This is a genomic window from Pseudomonas sp. W2-17, assembly GCF_041060445.1.
Taxonomy (GTDB): Bacteria; Pseudomonadota; Gammaproteobacteria; order Pseudomonadales; family Pseudomonadaceae; genus Aquipseudomonas.
Window position 1 is genome coordinate 1 of record NZ_JAUFNS010000020.1, and the last position, 21436, is coordinate 21436.

At 60.1% G+C, this 21436-nt stretch carries 17 protein-coding genes; 7 read left to right on the plus strand and 10 right to left on the minus strand.

The window, feature by feature from the left end:
* Positions 1 to 818, plus strand: an 818-nt coding sequence (locus QWI20_RS21535) for an IS4 family transposase (RefSeq protein WP_369307146.1), incomplete at its 5' end; no start/stop codon positions are given.
* Between the two features lie 57 nt (positions 819 to 875).
* Here QWI20_RS21535 and QWI20_RS21540 read toward each other — a convergent pair.
* From QWI20_RS21540 to QWI20_RS21550, 3 genes are all read right to left on the minus strand, one after another.
* Positions 876 to 1112 (minus strand): hypothetical protein, encoded by a 237-nt coding sequence (locus QWI20_RS21540; RefSeq protein ID WP_369307147.1) that lies wholly within the window; start codon positions 1110 to 1112, stop codon positions 876 to 878.
* Between the two features lie 152 nt (positions 1113 to 1264).
* Entirely contained in the window at positions 1265 to 2131 is an 867-nt protein-coding gene (locus QWI20_RS21545) for a carboxylate/amino acid/amine transporter (RefSeq protein WP_369307148.1), read from the minus strand.
* A 390-nt stretch (positions 2132 to 2521) separates the two neighbouring features.
* Entirely contained in the window at positions 2522 to 2836 is a 315-nt protein-coding gene (locus QWI20_RS21550; RefSeq protein WP_065992674.1) for a 3-phosphoglycerate kinase, read from the minus strand.
* 50 nt (positions 2837 to 2886) lie between these two features.
* On the opposite strand from QWI20_RS21550, the gene QWI20_RS21555 reads away from it, so the two are divergent.
* From QWI20_RS21555 to QWI20_RS21565, 3 genes are all read left to right on the plus strand, one after another.
* On the plus strand, positions 2887 to 3813 hold the full coding sequence (locus QWI20_RS21555) for a LysR family transcriptional regulator (RefSeq protein ID WP_369307149.1): 927 nt from the start codon (positions 2887 to 2889) through the stop codon (positions 3811 to 3813).
* Positions 3814 to 4025: 212 nt separating this feature from the next.
* Positions 4026 to 4583: a peptidylprolyl isomerase gene (locus tag QWI20_RS21560; protein ID WP_369307150.1), complete on the plus strand. Its 558-nt coding sequence runs from the start codon at positions 4026 to 4028 to the stop codon at positions 4581 to 4583.
* Positions 4584 to 4772: 189 nt separating this feature from the next.
* The gene (locus QWI20_RS21565; protein ID WP_369307151.1) at positions 4773 to 6605 is read left to right on the plus strand and encodes an ABC transporter ATP-binding protein; all 1833 of its coding nucleotides are present in this window, start codon (positions 4773 to 4775) and stop codon (positions 6603 to 6605) included.
* Positions 6606 to 6764: 159 nt separating this feature from the next.
* Here QWI20_RS21565 and QWI20_RS21570 read toward each other — a convergent pair whose 3' ends face one another.
* Positions 6765 to 7889: a GNAT family N-acetyltransferase gene (locus tag QWI20_RS21570; RefSeq protein WP_369307152.1), complete on the minus strand. Its 1125-nt coding sequence runs from the start codon at positions 7887 to 7889 to the stop codon at positions 6765 to 6767.
* 277 nt (positions 7890 to 8166) lie between these two features.
* Here QWI20_RS21570 and QWI20_RS21575 point away from each other — a divergent pair, with 277 nt between their 5' ends.
* The gene (locus QWI20_RS21575; protein WP_369307153.1) at positions 8167 to 9486 is read left to right on the plus strand and encodes a putative porin; all 1320 of its coding nucleotides are present in this window, start codon (positions 8167 to 8169) and stop codon (positions 9484 to 9486) included.
* 296 nt (positions 9487 to 9782) lie between these two features.
* Here the strand turns inward: QWI20_RS21575 and QWI20_RS21580 are convergent, their stop codons facing one another.
* From QWI20_RS21580 to fadD2, 4 genes are all read right to left on the minus strand, one after another.
* A complete protein-coding gene (locus QWI20_RS21580) occupies positions 9783 to 10904 on the minus strand; it encodes a beta-ketoacyl-ACP synthase III (RefSeq protein ID WP_369307154.1) in 1122 nt (373 codons plus the stop codon).
* A 227-nt stretch (positions 10905 to 11131) separates the two neighbouring features.
* A complete protein-coding gene (hrpA, locus tag QWI20_RS21585; protein WP_369307155.1) occupies positions 11132 to 15043 on the minus strand; it encodes an ATP-dependent RNA helicase HrpA in 3912 nt (1303 codons plus the stop codon).
* A 417-nt stretch (positions 15044 to 15460) separates the two neighbouring features.
* Positions 15461 to 17158 (minus strand): long-chain-fatty-acid--CoA ligase FadD1, encoded by a 1698-nt coding sequence (gene fadD1, locus QWI20_RS21590; RefSeq protein WP_192171544.1) that lies wholly within the window; start codon positions 17156 to 17158, stop codon positions 15461 to 15463.
* 359 nt (positions 17159 to 17517) lie between these two features.
* Complete coding sequence (gene fadD2, locus QWI20_RS21595) at positions 17518 to 19206, minus strand: long-chain-fatty-acid--CoA ligase FadD2 (RefSeq protein WP_369307156.1); 1689 nt, start codon at positions 19204 to 19206, stop codon at positions 17518 to 17520.
* A gap of 225 nt (positions 19207 to 19431) precedes the next feature.
* Here fadD2 and QWI20_RS21600 point away from each other — a divergent pair, with 225 nt between their 5' ends.
* Positions 19432 to 20376, plus strand: a complete 945-nt coding sequence (locus QWI20_RS21600) for a lysophospholipase (protein ID WP_369307157.1) — start codon at positions 19432 to 19434, stop codon at positions 20374 to 20376.
* A 40-nt stretch (positions 20377 to 20416) separates the two neighbouring features.
* The gene (locus QWI20_RS21605) at positions 20417 to 20887 is read left to right on the plus strand and encodes a MaoC family dehydratase (RefSeq protein ID WP_192171547.1); all 471 of its coding nucleotides are present in this window, start codon (positions 20417 to 20419) and stop codon (positions 20885 to 20887) included.
* A 110-nt stretch (positions 20888 to 20997) separates the two neighbouring features.
* Here the strand turns inward: QWI20_RS21605 and ccoM are convergent, their stop codons facing one another.
* Together ccoM and QWI20_RS21615 are read right to left on the minus strand one after the other, a co-directional pair.
* Entirely contained in the window at positions 20998 to 21114 is a 117-nt protein-coding gene (ccoM, locus tag QWI20_RS21610) for a cytochrome c oxidase subunit CcoM (protein ID WP_369307158.1), read from the minus strand.
* 133 nt (positions 21115 to 21247) lie between these two features.
* Positions 21248 to 21409 (minus strand): hypothetical protein, encoded by a 162-nt coding sequence (locus tag QWI20_RS21615; protein WP_192171548.1) that lies wholly within the window; start codon positions 21407 to 21409, stop codon positions 21248 to 21250.
* Between the last annotated feature and the right edge of the window lie 27 nt (positions 21410 to 21436).

The following is a 21436-nucleotide window of genomic DNA, read 5'->3' on the forward strand; positions in this document are numbered from 1 at the left end:
TGATGAATGTCCGCTCGCATATCATCCTCGATGCGCAGCTCAGCCCTTTTCGGGGCAGTGAAATGCGGTTGGCCGAAACGTTTCTGGGACAAATTCCAGATAATTCGATCACCTTGTTCGACAAAGGCTTCTGGGGCGCGGATCTACTGCTAAGCGTGGTTGGCGGCGGCGCGAACCGACACTGGCTAACACCTGCTCGCAAGAATTTGGTCATGGAGGAAGTGCAGCGCTACGGCGAGCATGATCGTCTTGTCCGGATGAAGGTTTCTCCTCAGGCCCGCAAACGAAACCCTGAGCTGCCCTTGAGTTGGGAAGTGCGTGAAGTTAGCTATGAAAGCCATGGCAAAGTCAGGTCGCTGCTTACCTCTCTGCCTGTCGAGAGGTATGACACAGCAGCTGTAGCCAAGCTGTACCTGGAACGGTGGGAAATTGAGCTGGGCTTCAGGGATATCAAAAGCTCGATGCAACAGAACGCGGTAACGCTGCGCAGCAAGAAAGTCGAGCTGATTTATCAGGAGGTCTGGGGGCTTTTGCTGGCTTATAACATCATTCGTCGGGAGGCCAGCCAAGCAGCCGTCGCGTTCGGCCGCGCACCTTCAGATATACGGTTCAAGCCTGCCTGCCAGTACATAGCGGTGCAGTTGATAGTGATGGCAGCAGCGAACCCGGTATCGGCAACAGGAAGGAGGCTAAGGGAACTAAGGGGAGGAGTAGGAGGAATGTTTCTGGATCACCGCCCAAGGCCGGGAAGGCCAAGGACGGTGAAGATTTCCAAAACCCGGTACCCAGTGGACCGTAAGGCTGCTCCGCTTAAGTGAACAGCATTACGGCGTCTGCCGGGCTTTTATGTTTTGGGTATCTAAGCACACAACGACTTACTGATAACGCTGATAGCTCGAACCGAACTCTTTGCGGTTTTCAGCAACGGTCACAGTGCCGGAAGTCTGAGTAGCGAAAGGCTTGACCGCCTCTTTGCTGGCGACTTTGCTGTCCAGAACGGTAGCGCTGGAAGCATCGACGATGGCGCGTTGGTTAATGTGCTCTGGGCTGGCGAAGGCAGAACCGGCAGCCAGGAGGGACAATGCGAAACCGAAGGCGATGGACTTTTTCATGATGTAGATCTCCGCGTAGTTGCTGGTAAGTTGGTGAGTTCGTTTCGTTGGGGCCAATCTATTCGGTTGATCCCAACTTGAAAAACCACGCATGAAGATATCTAACATCACCCTCGCTGATGTCGTTAACGCGGGCGTCTAACTCGGCTGTTTCAGAGAATGGCGCGGCGATGAACAAGACCGCGCCGACTGATCCACACCGAAGAAACAATCACCAGCCCGCCCAAAAACAGCTTGCCGAGGTCCTCGTTCTGCCCCCAGATCAACAGATTGATCAGCAGCCCCACCGGCACATGCAGGTTATTCATCACCGCCAGTGTGGCGCCGTTGACCCGACACGCGCCCTTGTTCCACCAGTACATGCCGAGCGCGGTGGAACACAGGCCGAGAAACAGCAACACCACCCACTGTTGAGGCGCATCCGGCAGATGTTGCGGGTTGCCGAACAGCAGAAACGCCGGCAACGCTACGGCCAGGGCGCCGAGGTAGAAATAGCCGAAGCGGCGGTAATGCGGGAGATCGCTGGGGTAACGGGCCACCAGGTGTTTGTAGAGCACCTGCCCTGCGGCGTAGGTGAAGTTGGCGAGTTGCAGCAACAGGAAGCCGCCGAGGAAGTTCGGATCAATCCGGTCGTAGCGGATGATGACTGCGCCGAGCACCGCGACCAAGGCCGCCAACAGGCCCCACGGATTGAAGCGCCGGTTGAGGGCGTCTTCGATCAGCGTGACGTGGAGCGGCGTGAGGATGGTAAACAGCAGCACTTCGGGGACCGTCAGCACGCGGAAGCTCAGGTACAGGCAGACGTAGGTGACGCCGAACTGAAGCGCGCCGATCAGCAGCATGCCGCGCATGAATGGCGGCTCGACCCGACGCCAGCGCGTCAGCGGGATGAAGACCAGACCGGCCAGCACAACTCGCAGCAGCACGGCAAAGTAGCTGTCGACGTGCCCGGCCAGGTAAACGCCGATCAGGCTGAAGGAAAACGCCTGAATCAGCGTCACGAAAAGTAGATAGCCCATGGTTGCCCCTTTTTTGAAGGCGGCGACCTTAGCCGGTTGGCCATGGCCTGTCTATTGAACAGGCCGGCTGGACCGCTGTTTGCGGCGATCCCGGGCCCGGAAAGAAAAAACCCGATGGACCCGGCGCAGTCCTGCGGGTCGATCGGGCAATGCACTCAGGAGCGAACGAGTGCCAATGGAGTGTCGATGAACGCGAGCATCATCGGGCGCCGGGATTAACGGGCGATTAAGGGGGGCAGGTCGGATGTCGCTCCAGCATTCGAACGCCCATCTCTCGGCGTGTTAGCGGCGGAAGTCTCGATCAAAGAAGCGGACTATCGCCCCGAAACCATCTAAGAATTTGTTTTATCGACGAAGCCGAAGTACGCTCCGTCGACGCCGATGCGTGGGTTAAAGCGGCTCGCAGCTCAGGGAGATGCGCAGCTTGACGATGTCCCGGGTGAATTTCGCGGTGACTTCGGTGCTGCTCTTCGGCGCGACCTGGACCCGGCGCGTGCGCGGGGCTTCCGGCCCGTTGCGAAAGACCACGCTGCACTTGGCGGGAACGTCGCCAAAGTTATTCAGGGTGATGTTGCCGATGTCGTAGGCGACGTCATGACTGTTGTAGTCGACCTGCACGCCCTTGATGTCTTTCTCGACGTCAATCGGGTAGGCGAACGCGCTCAGCGGCAACATCGCCAGCAGCACACAACAGATTCTTTTCATGGGGCAGTCTCCATTCAGGGACCGCCAGCTTAGGACAACAGGAGCGAGAGATGAAAGCGCCCCGCGTGACCCTTGATCAATGGCGCACGCTGCAAGCCGTTGTCGACCATGGCGGCTTTGCTCAGGCCGCCGAAGCGCTGCACCGTTCGCAGTCGTCGGTCAGCTACACCGTCGCCAGGATGCAGGACCAGCTAGGCGTTCCGCTGCTGCGCATTGACGGCCGCAAAGCCGTGCTGACCGAGGCGGGTGAAGTCTTGTTGCGGCGCTCGCGGCAACTGGTGAAGAACGCCAGCCAGCTGGAAGATCTGGCCCACCACATGGAACAGGGCTGGGAGGCCGAGGTGCGTGTGGTCGTCGACGCCGCTTACCCGAACGCGCGACTGGTGCGGGCCCTGACAGCCTTTATGCCGCAGAGCCGCGGATGTCGGGTGCGGCTGCGTGAGGAAGTGCTGTCGGGGGTGGAGGAAGTGTTGCTGGAAGGGGTAGCCGATCTCGCCATCAGCGGCTTCAGTATTCCGGGCTATCTGGGTAATGAGATGAGCAAGGTTGAGTTCGTCGCCGTGGCGCACCCCGGGCACGCGTTGCATCAGTTGCAACGTGAGCTGAATTTCCAGGACCTGGAAAGCCAGTTGCAGGTGGTGATCCGTGACTCCGGGCGCAACCAGCCGCGCGACGTCGGCTGGCTCGGCGCCGAACAGCGCTGGACGGTGGGCAGCCTTGCGACGGCCGCTGCTTTTGTGAGCAGCGGGTTGGGCTTCGCCTGGTTGCCGCGCCACATCATCGAGCGGGAGATCCAGGACGGCGTGCTGAAAATTCTGCCTCTTGATAAAGGCGGCAGTCGGCATCCCACGTTCTATCTGTATTCCAGCAAGGACAAACCGCTCGGGCCAGCGACGCAGATCCTGATTGAGCTGATTCAGAGTTTCGATACCGCGCCGCTGGACGCGCCCTTCCCGGCGCCGCAGCAGATGCTGTGAACAACGCGTGCAGTCAGTGGGACTGGCTTTAGCCGGGAAAGGGCCAAACGCCACGCCGCAAATTTGAGGGTGCTCCATCCGAGCCCCTTCCCGGCTGAAGCCGGTCCTACTCGACTACACCCCCCCCACACCCCCACTGTCCAAATCCCCGCAAACGTGCTTCCCTTACGACCTGTATTTTCGCCGTCGACATCAATTTCAGGACTCTGCCCATGCTGAAGAAAATCGCCCTCTCCGCCGCTGCCGTGTTGTTCGCCGGTAATCTGATGGCCGCTCCGGCGCCTCACGTTGTGCTGACCACCAGCTTCGGCGATGTGGAAATCGAGCTGAACCAGGACAAGGCGCCCGTGAGCACCCAGAACTTCCTCAAGTACGTCGACAGCAGCTTCTACAACAACACCATTTTCCACCGCGTTATCCCGGGCTTCATGGTCCAGGGCGGCGGTTTCACCGCGCAGATGCAACAGAAACCCACCAACGACCCAATCAAGAACGAAGCCGATAACGGCCTGCACAACGTGCGCGGCACTGTCGCCATGGCGCGGACCTCTGACGTGAATTCGGCCACCAGCCAGTTCTTCATCAACGTGAAGGACAACGACATGCTCGACCACGGCGCCCGTGACTACGGCTACGCGGTGTTCGGTAAAGTCGTGAAGGGCATGGACGTTGTCGATCAGATCGTCAACTCGCCAGCCGGCAACAAGAACGGGATGCAAAACGTCCCGCTGGACCCGATCCTGATTAAGACGGCCAAGCGCGTGAACTAAGCTTGCCGCAAGCGCGAAAGCCGGGCGCCTGCCCGGCTTTTGCATTTTAAGGACAAGGCCACTTGAATCAGCGTGAGCAATCACGTTTTCATGTGGTCTGAACCGAAGACTGTCATTGAGCTGCTCTCAAGCCGCTGTACCCCATCCTCATTGAAAGGAGAGCCCGCTCAAGCGTGGGCGTCATTGCCAATGCTCTATCGCCGTTTTGAACAGCTGATCGATATATTCCGCGACGCCCCCACCGCCGCCCCGCCCAACACCGTCACCTCGTTCTACGCGTATTACCTGCGTCAGGTGTGGCCCAGCTTTGCCGCATTGCTGGTAGTAGGACTCATCGGCGCGCTGATCGAGGTGTCTCTGTTCAGCTACCTGAGCCGCATCATCGATCTGGCCCAAGGCACGCCCAATCCGAATTTCTTCCACGAACATGCGTTCGAGCTAACGTGGATGGTCATCGTTGCACTGGTGCTGCGGCCGATCTTCGTTGCCCTGCACGACCTGCTGGTGCACCAGACCATCAGCCCCGGCATGACCAGCATGATCAACTGGCAAAACCACAGTTACGTGCTCAAGCAGAGCCTGAATTTTTTCCAGAACGACTTCGCCGGGCGCATCGCCCAACGTATCGTCCAGACCGGCAATGCGCTGCGTGATTCCGCGGTGCAGTCGGTGGATGCGTTGTGGCACGTGCTGATCTATTCGATCAGCGCGCTGGTGCTGTTTGCCGAGGCTGACTGGCGCCTGATGATTCCGCTGCTGAGCTGGATTTTCGCGTTCATTCTGGCGTTGTGGTACTTCGTGCCACGGGTGAAGGAACGCTCGGTGATTTCCTCTGACGCGCGTTCGAAACTGATGGGCCGCATTGTCGATGGCTACACCAACATCGCCACGCTCAAGCTGTTTGCCCACACCAATTCGGAGCAGCAGTACGCCCGCGAGGCCATCAGCGAGCAGACCGAGAAGACCCAGCTGGCAGGCCGCGTGATCACCGAAATGGACACCGTGATTACCACCCTCAACGGCATTCTGATTGTCACCACCACGGGCCTGGCCTTGTGGCTGTGGACCCAGTCGCTGATTTCGGTGGGCGCGATTGCGCTGGCGACCGGTCTGGCGATTCGGATCGTCAACATGTCCGGCTGGATCATGTGGGTGGTCAACGGCATTTTCGAAAACATCGGCATGGTCCAGGACGGTCTGCAGAGCATCGCGCAGCCAGTGGGCATTACCGACCGGGACGCGGCGCCGAAGATGGCCGTCAGCCGTGGCGAGGTGAAATTCCAGGACCTCAACTTCCAGTACGGCAAGGGCAAGGGCGTGATTCATGGCCTGAACCTGGACATCAAGCCGGGCGAGAAGATTGGATTGATCGGGCCGTCGGGCGCCGGTAAATCGACGCTGGTGAATCTGTTGCTGCGTTTGTATGACGTCCAGGGCGGGCGGATCCTGATCGACGATCAGGACATTTCCCACGTCGCCCAGGAAAGTCTGCGTTCGCACATCGGCATGATTACGCAGGACACGTCGCTGTTGCACCGCTCGATCCGCGACAACCTGCTTTACGGCAAACCGGACGCGACCGACGCTGAGTTGTGGGAAGCCATGCGCAAGGCCCGCGCTGACGAGTTCATCCCGCTGCTAACCGATTCCGAAGGCCGCACCGGGCTGGATGCCCATGTGGGCGAGCGCGGCGTGAAACTGTCCGGTGGCCAGCGTCAGCGCATCGCCATCACCCGCGTGCTGCTCAAGGACGCGCCGATCCTGATCATGGATGAAGCGACATCAGCGCTGGATTCGGAAGTGGAAGCGGCGATTCAGGAGAGTCTGGAAACGCTGATGCAGGGCAAGACGGTGATTGCGATTGCTCACCGGCTGTCGACCATCGCGCGGATGGATCGCTTGATCGTGCTGGAAAACGGCGTGATCGCTGAAAGCGGGACCCATGGCGAGCTACTGGCGCACAAAGGGCTGTATGCACGGCTGTGGGCGCATCAGACCGGTGGGTTTGTCGGGGTGGATTGACCCTTGAAAAAATAGGCCCGGGACGGATGTCCTGGGAGGTTCCTGTGCCGCCTTCGTGAGCAAGCTCACTCCCACAAGGGTTGAGCTTGCCACGAGACAGGGGTGTCAGGGCGAAGCCAACAAAGCTGTTCACGCTTGATCGGACCCAAACAGATCGAGCTACACCTGCCGATACGGCAACGCCCCGCGCGCCTCTTCGGCGTATGCCAGAATTCCTGCCCGTTCCTGGGTCAGAAAATCCGCCACCGCTTCTCGCAGTCCCGGGTGCGCCAGGTAGTGCCATGAGTGGGTGATGACCGGCTCGAAACCGCGAATCAACTTGTGCTCCCCTTGGGCGCCAGCATCGAAGCGCTTAAAGCCCTGGGCGATCGCGTAATCCATGCCCTGATAGAAACACGTCTCGAAGTGCAGCCGGTCGAACTCGGCCAGGCAGCCCCAGTAGCGGCCGTAAAAGCTGTCGCCGCCGATCAGGCTGAACGCCATCGCGACCGGCCGTGAACCCTGTCGCGCCAGCACCACACGAATCGCGTCGGGCATGCGGTCGGCCACCAGGCTGAAGAATTCCCGCGTGAGGTACGGCGTTTGCCCACGCACTTCGTAGGTATTGGAATAACAGGCGTAGACAAAATCCCAATGCGCCTCGCTGAGCTCGTGCCCTTCGAGCCAGTCAAAATCAAAGCCCTGCCCCGCCACTTGCTCGCGCTCTTTGCGCATTTGCTTGCGCTTGCGTGAGCTCAAGGCATCGAGGAAATCCTGAAAATCCCGATAACCGCGGTTCTGCCAGTGGTACTGGCAGCCGATGCGCTGCAGCCAGCCGGGTTGTTCGCCAAGCAATGCGTCGGCGACCGGGTCGGTGAAGTTGACGTGGACGCTGGACAACTCTTCACCCTGGGCATAGCCCGGCAGGCAAGCGAGCAGTTCGCGGCCATCTTCAGGTGTCTTTGCCAATAGGCGCGGCCCGCTCACCGGACTGAACGGCACCGCCACCAGCAGCTTGGGGTAATAGGCCAGACCGGCGCGCCGGCAGGCGTCCGCCCAGGCGTGATCGAAGACGTACTCGCCGTAAGAGTGCCACTTGCGGTACGCCGGCAGCGCAGCGATGAGTTGCTCGCCCTCGTAGTGCAGCAAGTGCTCGGCGCGCCAGCCGGAACGGGGCCCGAGGCTACCGCTGTCTTCCAGCGAACTGAGAAAAGCATGGCGCAGAAAGGGTGAGTCGCCAGGAATCAGGGCGTCCCACTGTTCAGGGGCAAGGTCCGACAGTTTATCCAAACGGTGTAACGACATCCCGCCACTCCAGGTCGCGCTAACGTCCGCGCAGTATCACCTATTCACCTGCGCTGCACATGAATTTACTCATGGCGCCGCTCTAGCCCGCAGGTCCAACGAAATTTTCACATGTCATCCACATGCCATCACCTTGCCACTGTTTCGTCATAAACGGCCGCAATACTGGCGCCTGTTTTTAGAGCATCCGGTTCTAAGCGCTCTGACCTTCCCCGTCCGCCAATGGCCGGTGATCCCTGGATGATTCGGTCATCCCTTCTCAGTTACGGAGATTGATATGCGTCTTGCTTCCACGAAAACTGCGGCAGCCGTGTGTGGTGGTGTGCTGCTGGCCATGAGCGTTCCGGCCAGCGCCGCAGTCGACGCGAAACTGCTCGACATACTCAAGGCCAACGGCTCGATTTCACCTGCCCAGTACGCCGAACTACAAACCGAGCTGACCAAAGACCAACTGGCCCAGCAACAGGCCCAGAAAGCGACCTCCGACCAGATCGCCGCCGCCACCGCTGCCAAGTCCTCCGAACTGTCTGCCTTCGAGCAGAAAGTGGCATGGGCAGCGAAGACTCAATTCAAGGGCGATGTCCGCGTTCGGCAAGAGACGGTCAAGATCGACGACCAGAACAACAGCCAGGACAAAAACCGTCAGCGTATCCGTGTGCGTCTCGGCGCCTACAGCGAGATCAATCCGCAAGTCAGCACCGGTATCCGTATCGCCACCGGTGGCGACAACAAGGCCAACTCCACCAACGTTGACCAGAACGACTACTTCACCAAGAAAGACCTGTGGCTGGATCAGGGCTTCATCGATTACCACCCGACCGCGATCCAGAACCTGCACGTCATCGGCGGCAAGATGGCTCAGCCATGGGTCAGCGAAGGTGACGTAATCTGGGACAACGACATCAACCCTGAAGGTCTGGCTGCTACTTACAGCCTGCCGATCAACAAGGGCTTCGAGCTGTTCGGCAGCGCCGGTACCTACACCCTCAAGGACAACATCAGCGGTGAAGGGACGCAGTTCAAGAACGACCTGCGCCTGAACGCGGCTCAGTTGGGTACGCGGATCGCCATCACCGACAACGTGAAAATGACGGTCGGCGGTTCGGTCTACAACTACGAAAACTCCAACGACTGTAATCCGGCCGCTGCCAGCACCAGCACGACGTTCTGTGGCTTGAGCATCAACGGTAACAACACCAACGACTTCCGCCTGTATGAAGGCTTCGGTCAACTGGACCTGACCGGCTTTGCCGTACCGGTCGGCCTGTACGGTCAGTACGTGGTCAACAGCGCGACCAACAGCGACGAAGACACCGCCTGGCTGGCCGGTGTGAAAACCAAGGTGTTCGGTTTCGGTCTGGACTACAACTACCGCGATACGCAGCGTAACGCTGTGGTGGGTGCTTTCACCGACTCCGACTTCGCCAACGGCACCACCGGTTCGCGCGGTCACAAGCTGGCTATTTCCTACGACATCGACAAGAACTTCGCGGTCGGCGCGACGTACTTCCTGACCAAAGCAGACTTCGCGACTTCTGCGCTGCCGCGTGATCAAGATGCGAATACGCTGCAACTGGACGTGCTGGCGAAGTTTTAAGAGAGACAGCTGCAAGTTACAAGCTGAAAGCTTCGAGCGGCGTGTTTCTGCCGTTTGAAGTCGCCACAGACCTCAAGCCCGCCGCTGCCCTGTCGGATCCCCATCATCCGTTCCGACAGAGCAGCGCCGGGCTTCTTTTGTTTGACGTCGCAAATTTGCCAAACGCTGAAAACTACTGCGGGAGTGAGCTTGCTCACGAAAAGGCAAGAACATCCGCTAAATCTTCAGCGGTTGAAATGCCATCTTCGCGAGCAAGCTCGCTCCCACAGGTTTAACCCGCAGTTATGCCGCGCGCGTTATTTCTTGCGCAAAATCACGCTACCAATCGAATACCCCGCGCCGAACGAGCTGAGTACGCCCAGCGCGCCGCTTGGCAGGTCGTCCTGGTGTTCGTGGAATGCGATCACGGAACCTGCGGAGCTGGTGTTGGCGTAGCGGTCGAGGATCACCGGGGCTTCTTCGACGGTGGCGTCGCGGCCCAGCAGTTTCTTCACAATCAGGTGGTTCATGCTCAGGTTGGCCTGATGCAGCCAGAACCGTTGCACGTCGCCGATGTTCAGCTGATTCTCGTCCAGGTGCGCAGCCACCAGCTCGGCGACCATCGGGCAGACATCGCGGAACACCTTGCGGCCTTCCTGCACGAACAGTTTGTCCGCCTTGCCCTCGCCCTCTTCCGCCGTGCGGTTGAGGAAACCAAAATTGTTGCGGATGTTATTGGAGAACGTCGTCAGCAGCTTGGTGCCAACGATGTCGAACTGGTGCTCGGAAGTCGCCAGGTCAGCGCGCTCGACCACCACCGCCGTGGCTGCATCGCCAAAGATGAAGTGGCTGTCGCGGTCGCGGAAGTTGAGGTGCGCGGTGCAGATCTCCGGGCTGATGACCAACAGCGCCCGGGCCTGGCCCAGCTTGACGCTGTTGCACGCCGTCTGAATGCCGAAGGTGGCCGATGAGCACGCCACGTTCATGTCAAAGCCGAAGCCCTGAATGCCCAGCGCCGCCTGGATTTCGATGGAGATCGCCGGGTAAGCGCGTTGTAGGTTGGAACAGGCGACGATGACGCCGTCGATGTCAGCGGCGGTCTTGCCGGCACGCTGCAGGGCCTGCCTGGCAGCGGCACCGCCCATCTCGCAGAGAATCGACCATTCGTCATTGGAGCGCTCGGGCAGACGCGGCTTCATGCGCTGGGGGTCGAGAATGCCGTCCTTGTCCATCACATAACGGCTTTTGATGCCGCTGGCTTTCTCGATGAACGCCGCGTTGGATTCCGTCAGTGCCTGAACCTCGCCCGCTTCGATCGCGGCGGCATTTTCGGCGTTGAACTGGGCCACGTAGGTGTTGAAAGACTGCACCAGCTCATCGTTGGAAATACTGTTGGCGGGGGTGAAAAGCCCGGTGCCACTGATCACGACTTCGTACACGGTCGTTCCTCTCGAGATAAAAGCAGCTCACTGACGGCAGCAGCTGAACAGCCAGCACAAGCAGGGCGTCGGTGGTTCTGGGACGAAAGTCCCAATGCAACGAGGCAGCAACCCGCTTGGCGGACGACGGATATTTGTGACGCTATGAAGTTTAGCCGCGAAGTTTGCCATAACGGCCGTCATTTCGCGCTATCGGGTAATGTAATCGGGACTGCGGGCCAAGGGGATCAACCCTCGACCTGGGTCCATTGCTTGTTAAGGCGCTTGTCCGAGATCGGGACTTTGGTCCCCAGTTGCTGGGCAAACAGCGACACGCGGTGTTCCTCCAGCCACCAGCGATACACCACCAGTTCCGGGTCGCGCTTGCCTTCCTGAGCGTGTTTGTCGGCGCGGGTCTGGTACTGCGCCCAGAGATTGCCCAGTTCGATGCTCCAGACCCGGTCCTTCTGCGCCTGGCTGCCGAGCTTCTCAAGACGGATTTCGATGGCCTTGAGGTAACGCGGCAGTTCCTTGAGCCACACCGCCGGCGTCTCGCGGACGAAACCGGGATACACCAGCTTGCTCAACTGACCCTTGATGTCATTCAACGCCACGGCCTGGGCCAGATCGATCTTGCCCTTGAAGCGCTTTTGCAGGCCATGCCAGAGCTTGAGGATTTCCAGCGTCAGCCTCGCCAGCCGCTCGGCATGCTCGGTCAGACCGCCACGCTTGCGCTCGGCCAGCGACAGCAGGCCGGCGCCGTCTCGCGGCAACGTGGTTTCGCCTTCAAGAATGCAGCTGTCGAGGCTCGCCAGAAGGATGTCTTCGATCAGCCCATCGACCCGACCCAGGTCGCGGTACAGCAAGGCCAGTTCGGTCTGGCCCGGCAACTTGCTGCGCAGGAATTTGGTCGGCTCGGCCAATTGCTGCAACAACAGCCGTTGCAGGGCTCGACGGTGCTGGTATTCGGCCTCTGCCTGAGTGGAGAAACGCCCTTCCTTGACCGCGCCGCCCTCTTCTACCAGCGCCGGATACACCGTCATAGACAAGCCGGCAATCTGCTGTTGAGTCTTCTCGGCCACCTTTGCGAAGCCCTTGGCTTCGACTGGCTGCTGACCTTTCGCCGACTGCGGCACCGCCAACGCGGCCTGTCCGGCCTCGGCGAAACGGGCGGTCAGTTCATCCAGCTCACGGCCTTCACCGAGGAACTTGCCGTTGGCGTCGACCACTTCAAGGTTCATTTTCAGGTGGCTTTCCACCTGCTGCGCCGCTTCGGCCCAGGCTTCGTCAGTCACCCGCACGCCGGTCATGCGCAACAGCTCGCGGCCAAGCGCCTGAGGTAACGAGCCTTCGGCGAAGACCATCCGTTGCAACGCAGCTTTGACGAAGTCAGGCACCGGGACGAAATTCTTGCGCAGCGCCTTGGGCAGATTGCGCACCAGCGCTACGCATTTGGTTTCCAGCAGCCCCGGCACCAGCCATTCCAGGCGCTCGGCCGGCAACGACAGCAAGAGCGGCGCCGGCACCCGCAGGGTCACGCCGTCGCGCGGGTGGTTGGGCTCGAAGTGGTAAGTCAGCGGCAAGGTCAGTTCGCCGAGACGCAAGGTGTCCGGGTACTGATTGGCCGTGACCTCGCTGGCCTCACGGGCGAGCACATCTTCCTCGCGCATGATCAGCAACTGCGGGTTCTTCTGGCTTTCCATCCGGTACCAGGCGTCGAACGTCGCGGTCTGGTGGATATCCGCCGGCAAGCGTTCGTCGTAATACCGATACAGGGTTTCTTCGTCAGCCAGGATGTCGCGGCGCCGCGCCTTGGCTTCCAGTTCGTCGAGCTGTTCCAGCAGCTTGGTGTTGGCGGCGAGGCATTTGGCCCGGGACTGGATTTCACCGCGCACCAGCCCTTCGCGAATGAAGAACTCGCGGGACACCACCGGGTCGATCGGCCCGAAATGCACCGGCCGACGCCCAACGACGATGAGGCCGAACAGCGTGATCTGCTCGAAGGCGACGACTTGGCCGCGCTTCTTTTCCCAATGGGGTTCGAAGTGGTTTTTCTTGATCAGGTGCCCGGCGAGAGGTTCGATCCAGTCCGGTTCGATCTTCGCCACCATGCGCGCGTACAGCTTGGTGGTTTCGACCAGCTCCGCGGCCATGATCCATTGCGGGCGCTTGCGGCCCAGCCCCGATGACGGATGCACCCAAAACCGCCGCTGACGTGCACCCATGTAGTCGCCGTCTTCGGTCTTCTGGCCGATCTGGCTGAGCAGGCCCGAGAGCACCGCCTTGTGGAATTTCGGGAAATCGGCCGGCTCTTTGTTGACGGTCAGCTGCAGGTCGCGGCAGATCAGGCTCAGTTGGCGATGGGAGTCACGCCATTCGCGCAGCCGCAGGTAATTGAGGAAGTTGCGCCGGCACCAGTTACGCAGCGGACTGGCGGTCAGGGCCTGGCGCTGTTCTTCGAAACCGCGCCACAGATTGACCAGCCCGGCGAAGTCGGAGTCCTGATCTTTCCACTGGGCGTGGGCTTGGTCGGCGGCCTGTTGACGCTCCGGCGGACGCTCGCGTGGGTCCTGAATGGACATGGCGCTGGCGACAATCAACACTTCCTGCAAGCTGCCCTGCTTCGCCGCTTCCAGCAACATGCGGCCCATGCGCGGGTCCACCGGCAGGCGCGCCAGTTGACGCCCCATCGGCGTCAGATTGTTCTCGCGGTCGACCGCCGACAGCTCTTGCAACAGGTTGAAGCCGTCGCTGATGGCCTTGCCGTCCGGCGGCTCGATGAAGGGGAAATCGGTGATTTGGCCCAAACGCAGGTGCAGCATCTGCAGAATGACCGCCGCGAGGTTGGTGCGCAGGATTTCCGGATCGGTGAATTCGGGCCGCGAGAAAAAATCTTCTTCGCTGTACAGGCGCACGCACAGGCCCGGCTCGACCCGACCGCAACGGCCCTTGCGCTGGTTGGCGCTGGCCTGGGAAATCGCTTCGATGGGCAGACGCTGTACTTTGGCGCGGTAGCTGTAGCGGCTGATGCGCGCGGTGCCGGTGTCGATGACGTAGCGGATGCCCGGCACGGTCAGCGAGGTTTCGGCGACGTTGGTCGCCAGCACCACGCGACGGCCCGGGTGCGACTGGAAAATTCGCTGCTGTTCGGCCGGCGACAGGCGCGCGTACAGCGGCAGGATTTCGGTGTGTTTCAGTTGCGCCTTGCGCAGCATCTCGGCGGCGTCACGGATTTCCCGCTCGCCGGGCAGAAACACCAGCACATCGCCAGGGGACTTGCGCTCGCTTCGTTCGAAGGCGGCCAACTCGTCCAGCGCGGCGAGAATCGCCTGATCGACGGTCAGGTCCTCCTCGATGCTGTTGCCCTCTTCGTCCTGCTGGGCGGTCATCGGCCGGTACCAGGTCTCCACCGGAAAGGTCCGACCCGAGACTTCGATGACCGGCGCCTTGTCGAAATGCTCGGAGAAGCGTTCGAGGTCGATGGTCGCCGAGGTGATGATGACTTTCAGGTCCGGGCGACGGGGCAGCAGGGTTTTCAGGTAACCGAGGAGGAAGTCGATGTTCAGACTGCGTTCGTGGGCTTCGTCGACGATGATCGTGTCGTAGCGCTCAAGATAGCGGTCGTGCTGGGTTTCGGCGAGCAGGATGCCGTCGGTCATCAGCTTGATCAGGGTGTTTTCGTCGCTCTGATCTTCGAAGCGCACCTGATAACCCACCAGACCGCCCAGCGGCGTGCCGATTTCTTCGGCGACCCGACTGCCAACGCTGCGCGCTGCGATTCGACGCGGCTGGGTGTGGCCGATCAGACCGTGCTGACCGCGACCGATTTCCAGGCAGATTTTCGGCAACTGAGTGGTTTTGCCCGAGCCGGTTTCGCCGGCGATGATCAAGACCTGATGTTCAAGAATCGCTTTCTTGATCTCGTCGCGCTTGGCGGCAATCGGCAGGTTTTCGTCGTAGCGCATGGTCGGCACGCTTTGGGCGCGACTCAGCACACGGGCGCACGATGCCTGCACACGCTCGACCCATTGCGCCAGCTTCGTCTCGTCCGGTTTCTTGCGCAGCTCATGCAATTGCCGGCGCAAGCGATGACGATCGCTGATCATCGCGTGGTCGAGGTTTTTGAAGAGTTGGTCGATGGAGGTCGAATCGTCGGTCATCAGGGCGCGGAATCTTTCTATCTGAATGCAGGGCGCGGATTGTCGCAGATTTGGCGGGGCGGATGCAGGTCTCAGCAGCTTTTACCGCCTACAGGATCGGGCTGGACCCAGGATCTCGTGACGCCGCAGAACTTGTGGGAGTGAGCTTGCTCACGAAGGGGCCGGGGCATTCGCTCACTTTCTCTAGTGAAGGAAAGTGAGCCTTCGCGAGCAAGCTCGCTCCCACAAGATCGAGGTCGATCCGGGATTTCGGTGACGCCGCAGGACTTGTGGGAGTGAGTTCGGCTCAAGATCTTTAAACCACCCACAGGTCATTCATCTGCCGGAAGTTCAGCGATATCGTCCTGACCCATCAGTGCGCACCTAAAAAACAACAAACCCCGCACGCTGGCGGGGTCTGTGGTTGTGACGGCTGACTTACGCCGGCTTTTTCAGCGCCAGCTTTTTCAGCTCTTCGTCACGCAGTTCGCGGCGCAGGATCTTGCCGACGTTGGTGGTCGGCAGGGCGTCGCGGAATTCCACGCTGCGCGGCACTTTATATGCAGTAACGTTGGCGCGCATGTGCTCCATGACCTGATCCTTGCTCAGGGTCGTGCCCGGTTTGCACACCACGAACAGCTTGATCGCCTCGCCGGATTTCTCGTCCGGGATACCAATGGCCGCGCACTGCAGAACGCCCGGCAGGGTCGCCAATACGTCTTCCAGTTCGTTCGGGTACACGTTGAAGCCGGAGACCAGAATCATGTCTTTCTTGCGATCAACAATGCGCATGTAGCCATCCGGCTGAATGATCGCGATGTCGCCGGTCTTCAACCAACCGTCGGCGTCCAGCATCTCGTCGGTGGCGTCCTGGCGCTGCCAGTAGCCTTTCATGACCTGCGGGCCCTTGATGCACAGCTCGCCCACTTCGCCCAACGGCAGCTCTTCGCCCGCGTCATTGATGGTCTTGCACAGGGTCGAGGGCACGGGAATGCCGATGGTGCCCATCTGGATTTTCTGGAACGGGTTGACCGACGCCACCGGGCTGGTTTCGGTCATGCCGTAACCTTCGCAGATCGAACAGCCGGTCACTTCTTTCCAGCGCTCGGCCGCGGCGGTTTGCAGGGCCATGCCGCCCGAGAGGGTGAGCTTGAGCGAGGAGAAATCCAGGTGGCGGAAGTCGGCGTTATTGCACAGCGCGACGAACAGCGTATTGAGCCCGACGAAGCCGGAAAACTTCCATTTCGACAGCTCTTTCACCATCGCCGACAAATCACGGGGGTTGCTGATCAGCACGTTGTGGTTGCCGCTCAGCATCATCGCCATGCAGTGAAACGTGAACGCATAGATGTGGTACAGCGGCAACGGCGTGATCAGAATCTCCGTGCCTTCGTTGAGGTTGGCCGCCATCAGCGCCCGGCATTGCAGCATGTTGGCGATCAGGTTGCGGTGGGTGAGCATCGCGCCCTTGGCCACGCCGGTGGTGCCGCCGGTGTATTGCAGCACCGCGACATCGTTACCGTTCGGCGAAACATCCTGCACCGGCTGGCCGTGACCCTTGGCCAGCACGTCGTTGAACTTGACCGCCTTGGGCAAGTGGAACGGCGGGACCATCTTTTTCACGTACTTGATGACGCTGTTGACCAGCAGGCGCTTGAGCGGCGGCAGCAGGTCGGCAACTTCGGTGACGATGATGTGCTTGACGCCGGTCTTGGGCACGACCTTCTCGGCCAGGTGCGCCATGTTCGCCAGGCAGATAAGCGCCTTGGCGCCGGAGTCGTTGAATTGATGTTCCATTTCCCGCGCGGTGTACAGCGGGTTGGTGTTGACCACGATGAGCCCGGCACGAATGGCACCGAACACCGCGACCGGGTACTGCAGCACATTGGGCAACTGCACGGCGATGCGATCGCCGGGTTGCAGATCGGTGTGCTGTTGCAGATACGCAGCGAAGGCACCGGACAGCGTGTACATCTCGCCGTAGGTGAGGGTCTTGCCCAGGTTGCTGAACGCAGGTTTGTTGGCGAAACGCTCGCAGGACTGTTTCAATACGGCCTGTACGTTCGGATACTGATCCGGATCGATATCGGCGGCGATACCTGTCGGATATTTATCCTTCCAGAAGTTTTCGAGCATAAAAGCCGACTCCTCAGCGACAGCGTTTCTACACACCGCTTGATGCGATGATTTCTTGTGTTTGGAATTGTGTAGTCACCGCTTTTTGTTGACCGATGGCACAAAAAGCGGGGCGAGCGTATCAGCTTTGCCAGAGGCCGCCTAGAGCCAAAAGCGGGCTCTCCAGTCACATATCTGACTCTTGAATATGCGACGGTCACGTTTAGAGCAATGAACCTAAATGTCGGAAAACTCTTACGTCGATGTTCATTTAATGCGGTCCGATTGAACTCACCAGCAAAATACCAGGCAAAAAAAACGGCGTGATCAACACGCCGTTTTTTTCTTGGGTTGGAAGCTGATGAGCAATCGCCGCAGGATCAGGCGATATCCCGCAACTCCCGCCGCAGGATTTTCCCCACCGGCGTCATCGGCAACGACTCACGCAGCACGATCTGCTTGGGAATCTTGTAGCCGGTGAAGTTCTCCTTGCAGTATGCCTTCAACTCCTCGCTGGTCAGCGTTGCATCCCTCGGCACCACGAACAGCTTCACAGCCTCGCCCGAACGGTCGTCGGGAACGCCGATCACCGCACAGTTCGCTACTTTCGGATGCCGCGAGACCACGTCTTCAATCTCGTTCGGGTAGACATTGAAGCCCGAAACGATGATCAGGTCTTTCTTGCGATCGACGATGCGGATGAACCCGTCCGGGTCGATGACCGCGACGTCGCCGGTTTTCAGCCAGCCTTCGCTGTCCAGCACTTCGGCGGTGGCCTCCGGTTTGTTCCAGTAGCCAAGCATGATCTGCGGCCCCTTGAGGCACAGCTCGCCGCGCTCACCCACGGGCAGTTCGATGCCGTCGTCGCTGATGACCTTCGCCGTGGTGCCCGGCACCGGCATGCCCACCGTGCCCAGCCTGGACTGGTTGCCATAAGGGTTGGCGGTGGCGACGGGAGAGGTTTCGGTCAGGCCGTAGCCCTCGACGATCGGAGAGCCGGTCAGCTGCAGCCAGCGTTCGGCGGTGGCTTTGACCAGCGCAGTGCCGCCGGAATTGGTCAGGCGCAACGTTGAGAAATCCAGGTTCTTGAATTCGGGATGGTCCATCAGCGCCACGAACAGCGTGTTGAGGCCGAGCATCGCCGAGAACTTCCACTTCTTCAGCTCCTTGATGAAGCCGCCGATGTCCCGCGGGTTGGAGATCAGCACGTTGTGATTGCCGCTGACCATCATGCACATGCAATTACAGGTGAATGCATAGATGTGATAAAGCGGCAGCGGCGCCACCATGATCTCGCTGCCCTGCTTGAAGATCGGCTGCCCGTCCGGCCCATGCTGCTGCATGCAGGCATAGACCTGCTGCATGTTGGCGACCAGATTGCCGTGGGTCAGCATCGCGCCTTTCGGCGAACCGGTGGTGCCGCCGGTGTACTGCAATACAGCAACGTCTTTCAGCGCCAGCGGCACCTGCTGCAGACGATCGCCCTTGCCGAGCTTGAGCACACGTTTGAACGGGCTGGCCTGGGGCAAGTGATACGCCGGCACCAGCTTCTTGACCTTCTCGACCACCGTGTTGATCAGCCAGCCTTTGGCCGCCGACTGCATGTCGCCCATCTTCACTTCGATGAGGTACTGAATATCGGTGTCCGGCAGCACTTCCTGCACGTTCTTGCCGAAGACGTTGAGGTAGACCAGTGCGCGCGCACCGGAATCCTTGAACTGGTGGCGCATCTCCCGGGCGGTGTACAGCGGGTTGGTGTTGACGACGATCAGGCCGGCGCGCATGGCACCGAACACGGCGATGGGGTACTGGATCAGGTTGGGCATCTGCACGGCGATGCGGTCGCCGGGTTTGAGGTCGGTCTGCTGTTGCAGGTAACCGGCGAACGCAGCGGATTGGCGTTCAAGCTCTGCGTAGCTCAGGGTGACACCCATGTTGCTGTAGGCAGGCCGATCGGCGTACTTGCGGCAACTGCGCTCGAACACTTCGACTACCGATGTGTACGCCTGAAGGTCCACCTCAGAAAGAACGCCAGCGGGGCGCTTGTCGTTCCAGAAGTCAGGTTGCATGTTGTTTTTATCCTCTTACCTGAGTGTGCTGGCCCCGTGGAATTTAAACGGGCGTTTGCCGGACGTTAGCAGCTATGGCATAGAAGGCAAATAGTCGTCGCCGCGTCATCACCGGTGTGAATCTTGCGGGTAACCAGCCCGCCATCCGGTTACCGCTATACACTCAAGCGAAGCGCTCGCCACTGCGTTTTTTGAGACAACTTTTTACAGGGCCAGGGAACCGCGATGGAACACGAAGCTTTTTGGCTGGACGCTCAAGATCACAGTCGACTCTATGTGCATGCCTGGAGGCCGATGGGCAATGCCCGGGCGGTGGTCCTGTTTTCCCACGGCATGGCTGAGCACGCCGGGCGCTATGACAGATTGGGCAAGGCATTGATGCGGGCAGGTTTCGCCCTGTATGGCGCCGATCAGCGTGGCCACGGCCATACGGCGACCTATGGCACCCTGGGCCATTACGCTGATCAGGACGGCTGGAACAAAGTGGTCGGCGACCTCGCCACGCTGAAAGCGTCGATTGCGGTGCGTCATCCGGGGGTGCCGGTGTTCCTGCTGGGTCACAGCATGGGCAGTTACATCGCCCAGGGTTATTTGCTGCACCACAGCGCCAGTTTGCAGGGCGTGATCCTCAGCGGTTCGAATTACCATCCCGTCACCTTCTATCGCTCGGCGGCGCTGGTCGCCCGTATTGAACGCTGGCGGAAAGGCCCGACCGGGCGCAGTGCGCTGATCGAACACTTGTCGTTCGGCTCCTTCAACAAACGCTTCAAGCCCGCACGCACCTGCTATGACTGGCTCAATCGCGACCCGGCCGAGGTTGACGCCTACAGCAATGACCCGCTGTGCGGCTTTCGCTGCACCAATCAGCTGTGGATGGACCTGCTTGGTGGCCTGCAGCAGATCAGCAAGCGTTCGAACCTGGCGCAGATCGATCCCGGACTGCCGATCCTGATTATCGGTGGCGAATGTGATCCGGTGAGCGATGGCAAGCGTCTCACGCATCTGGCCGACGCTCTGAGCGGCACCGACCACCCGTTTGTTACGCTGAAGGTCTATCCGCAGGCGCGTCACGAGATCCTCATCGAGACCAATCGTGAAGAGGTCACCCGAGACCTGCTCGCCTGGCTTGAACGGGCGCTGCAGCAGCCAAGGCCGCGCCGCAGCGAATGACGTCAGTGGTTCATCTTTCTTAATTGTCACAGGACACCCCATGACCCAAGTCACCAACACGCCGTACGAAGCCCTTGAAGTCGGTCAGACTGCCAGCTACAGCAAAACCGTCGAAGAGCGTCACATCCAGCTGTTTGCCGAGATGTCCGGCGACCGCAACCCGGTGCACCTGGACGCCGAGTTCGCGGCCAAAAGCATGTTCAAGGATCGCATCGCCCACGGCATGTTCAGCGGCGCATTGATCAGCGCGGCGGTGGCCTGTGAACTGCCTGGCCCGGGCACGATTTACCTGGGTCAGCAGATGACCTTCCAGAAGCCGGTGAAGATCGGCGACACCCTGACCGTGCGCCTGGAAATCCTCGAGAAACTGCCGAAATTCCGCGTGCGCATCGCCACTCGCGTGTTCAACCAGAACGATGAGCTGGTGGTGGATGGCGAGGCCGAAATCCTCGCGCCACGCAAGCTGCAGACCGTGACCCTGGCCGACCTGCCGCCTATCACCGTGGGCTGAGCCGACGCCAGCATCCTCCCGGCATAGCAATCAGCACGCACAGCCATAACGCAAAAAAATGGGCAACCGAAGTTGCCCCAAATGCCTTGCGTGCTCTTTTTATTGAAGACTCACCGTCTTCCGCGCCGGGGTGCGTCTCTCCAGATAACCAGTCCGACGCTTGAATAAATCACCATCGTCAGCCCCACCGTCATGACCCCGGCTATCACTGCGTGGTCGAGAAACATGCGCACTCCTTCTGCCCGAGTCTGTTTGATGGGCGCAGAGTAACCAGAGGGGTGGCGAGAGGAATTGACTCAGGTCAATGCCGGCGTCAATCACAAACAGCAGCCGGCAGACGGGGGACGAACGGAAGGCGGGTCAGCGTTTTTTCGGTTTGCTCTTGGCTTTCTTCTTGCCCTTGCCCAGCGGCATGGCCTGCTCGAAAGCGCTGCGGACTTCGTTCAGGCGTTTGTCATTGAGGTCGTGAACACGCTTGGCGCGCTCGGCGCTCAGGTCTACCAGTTTTCCGTCATCGCTCATGGCGTATCGCTCGTGAATAGCTGTTGC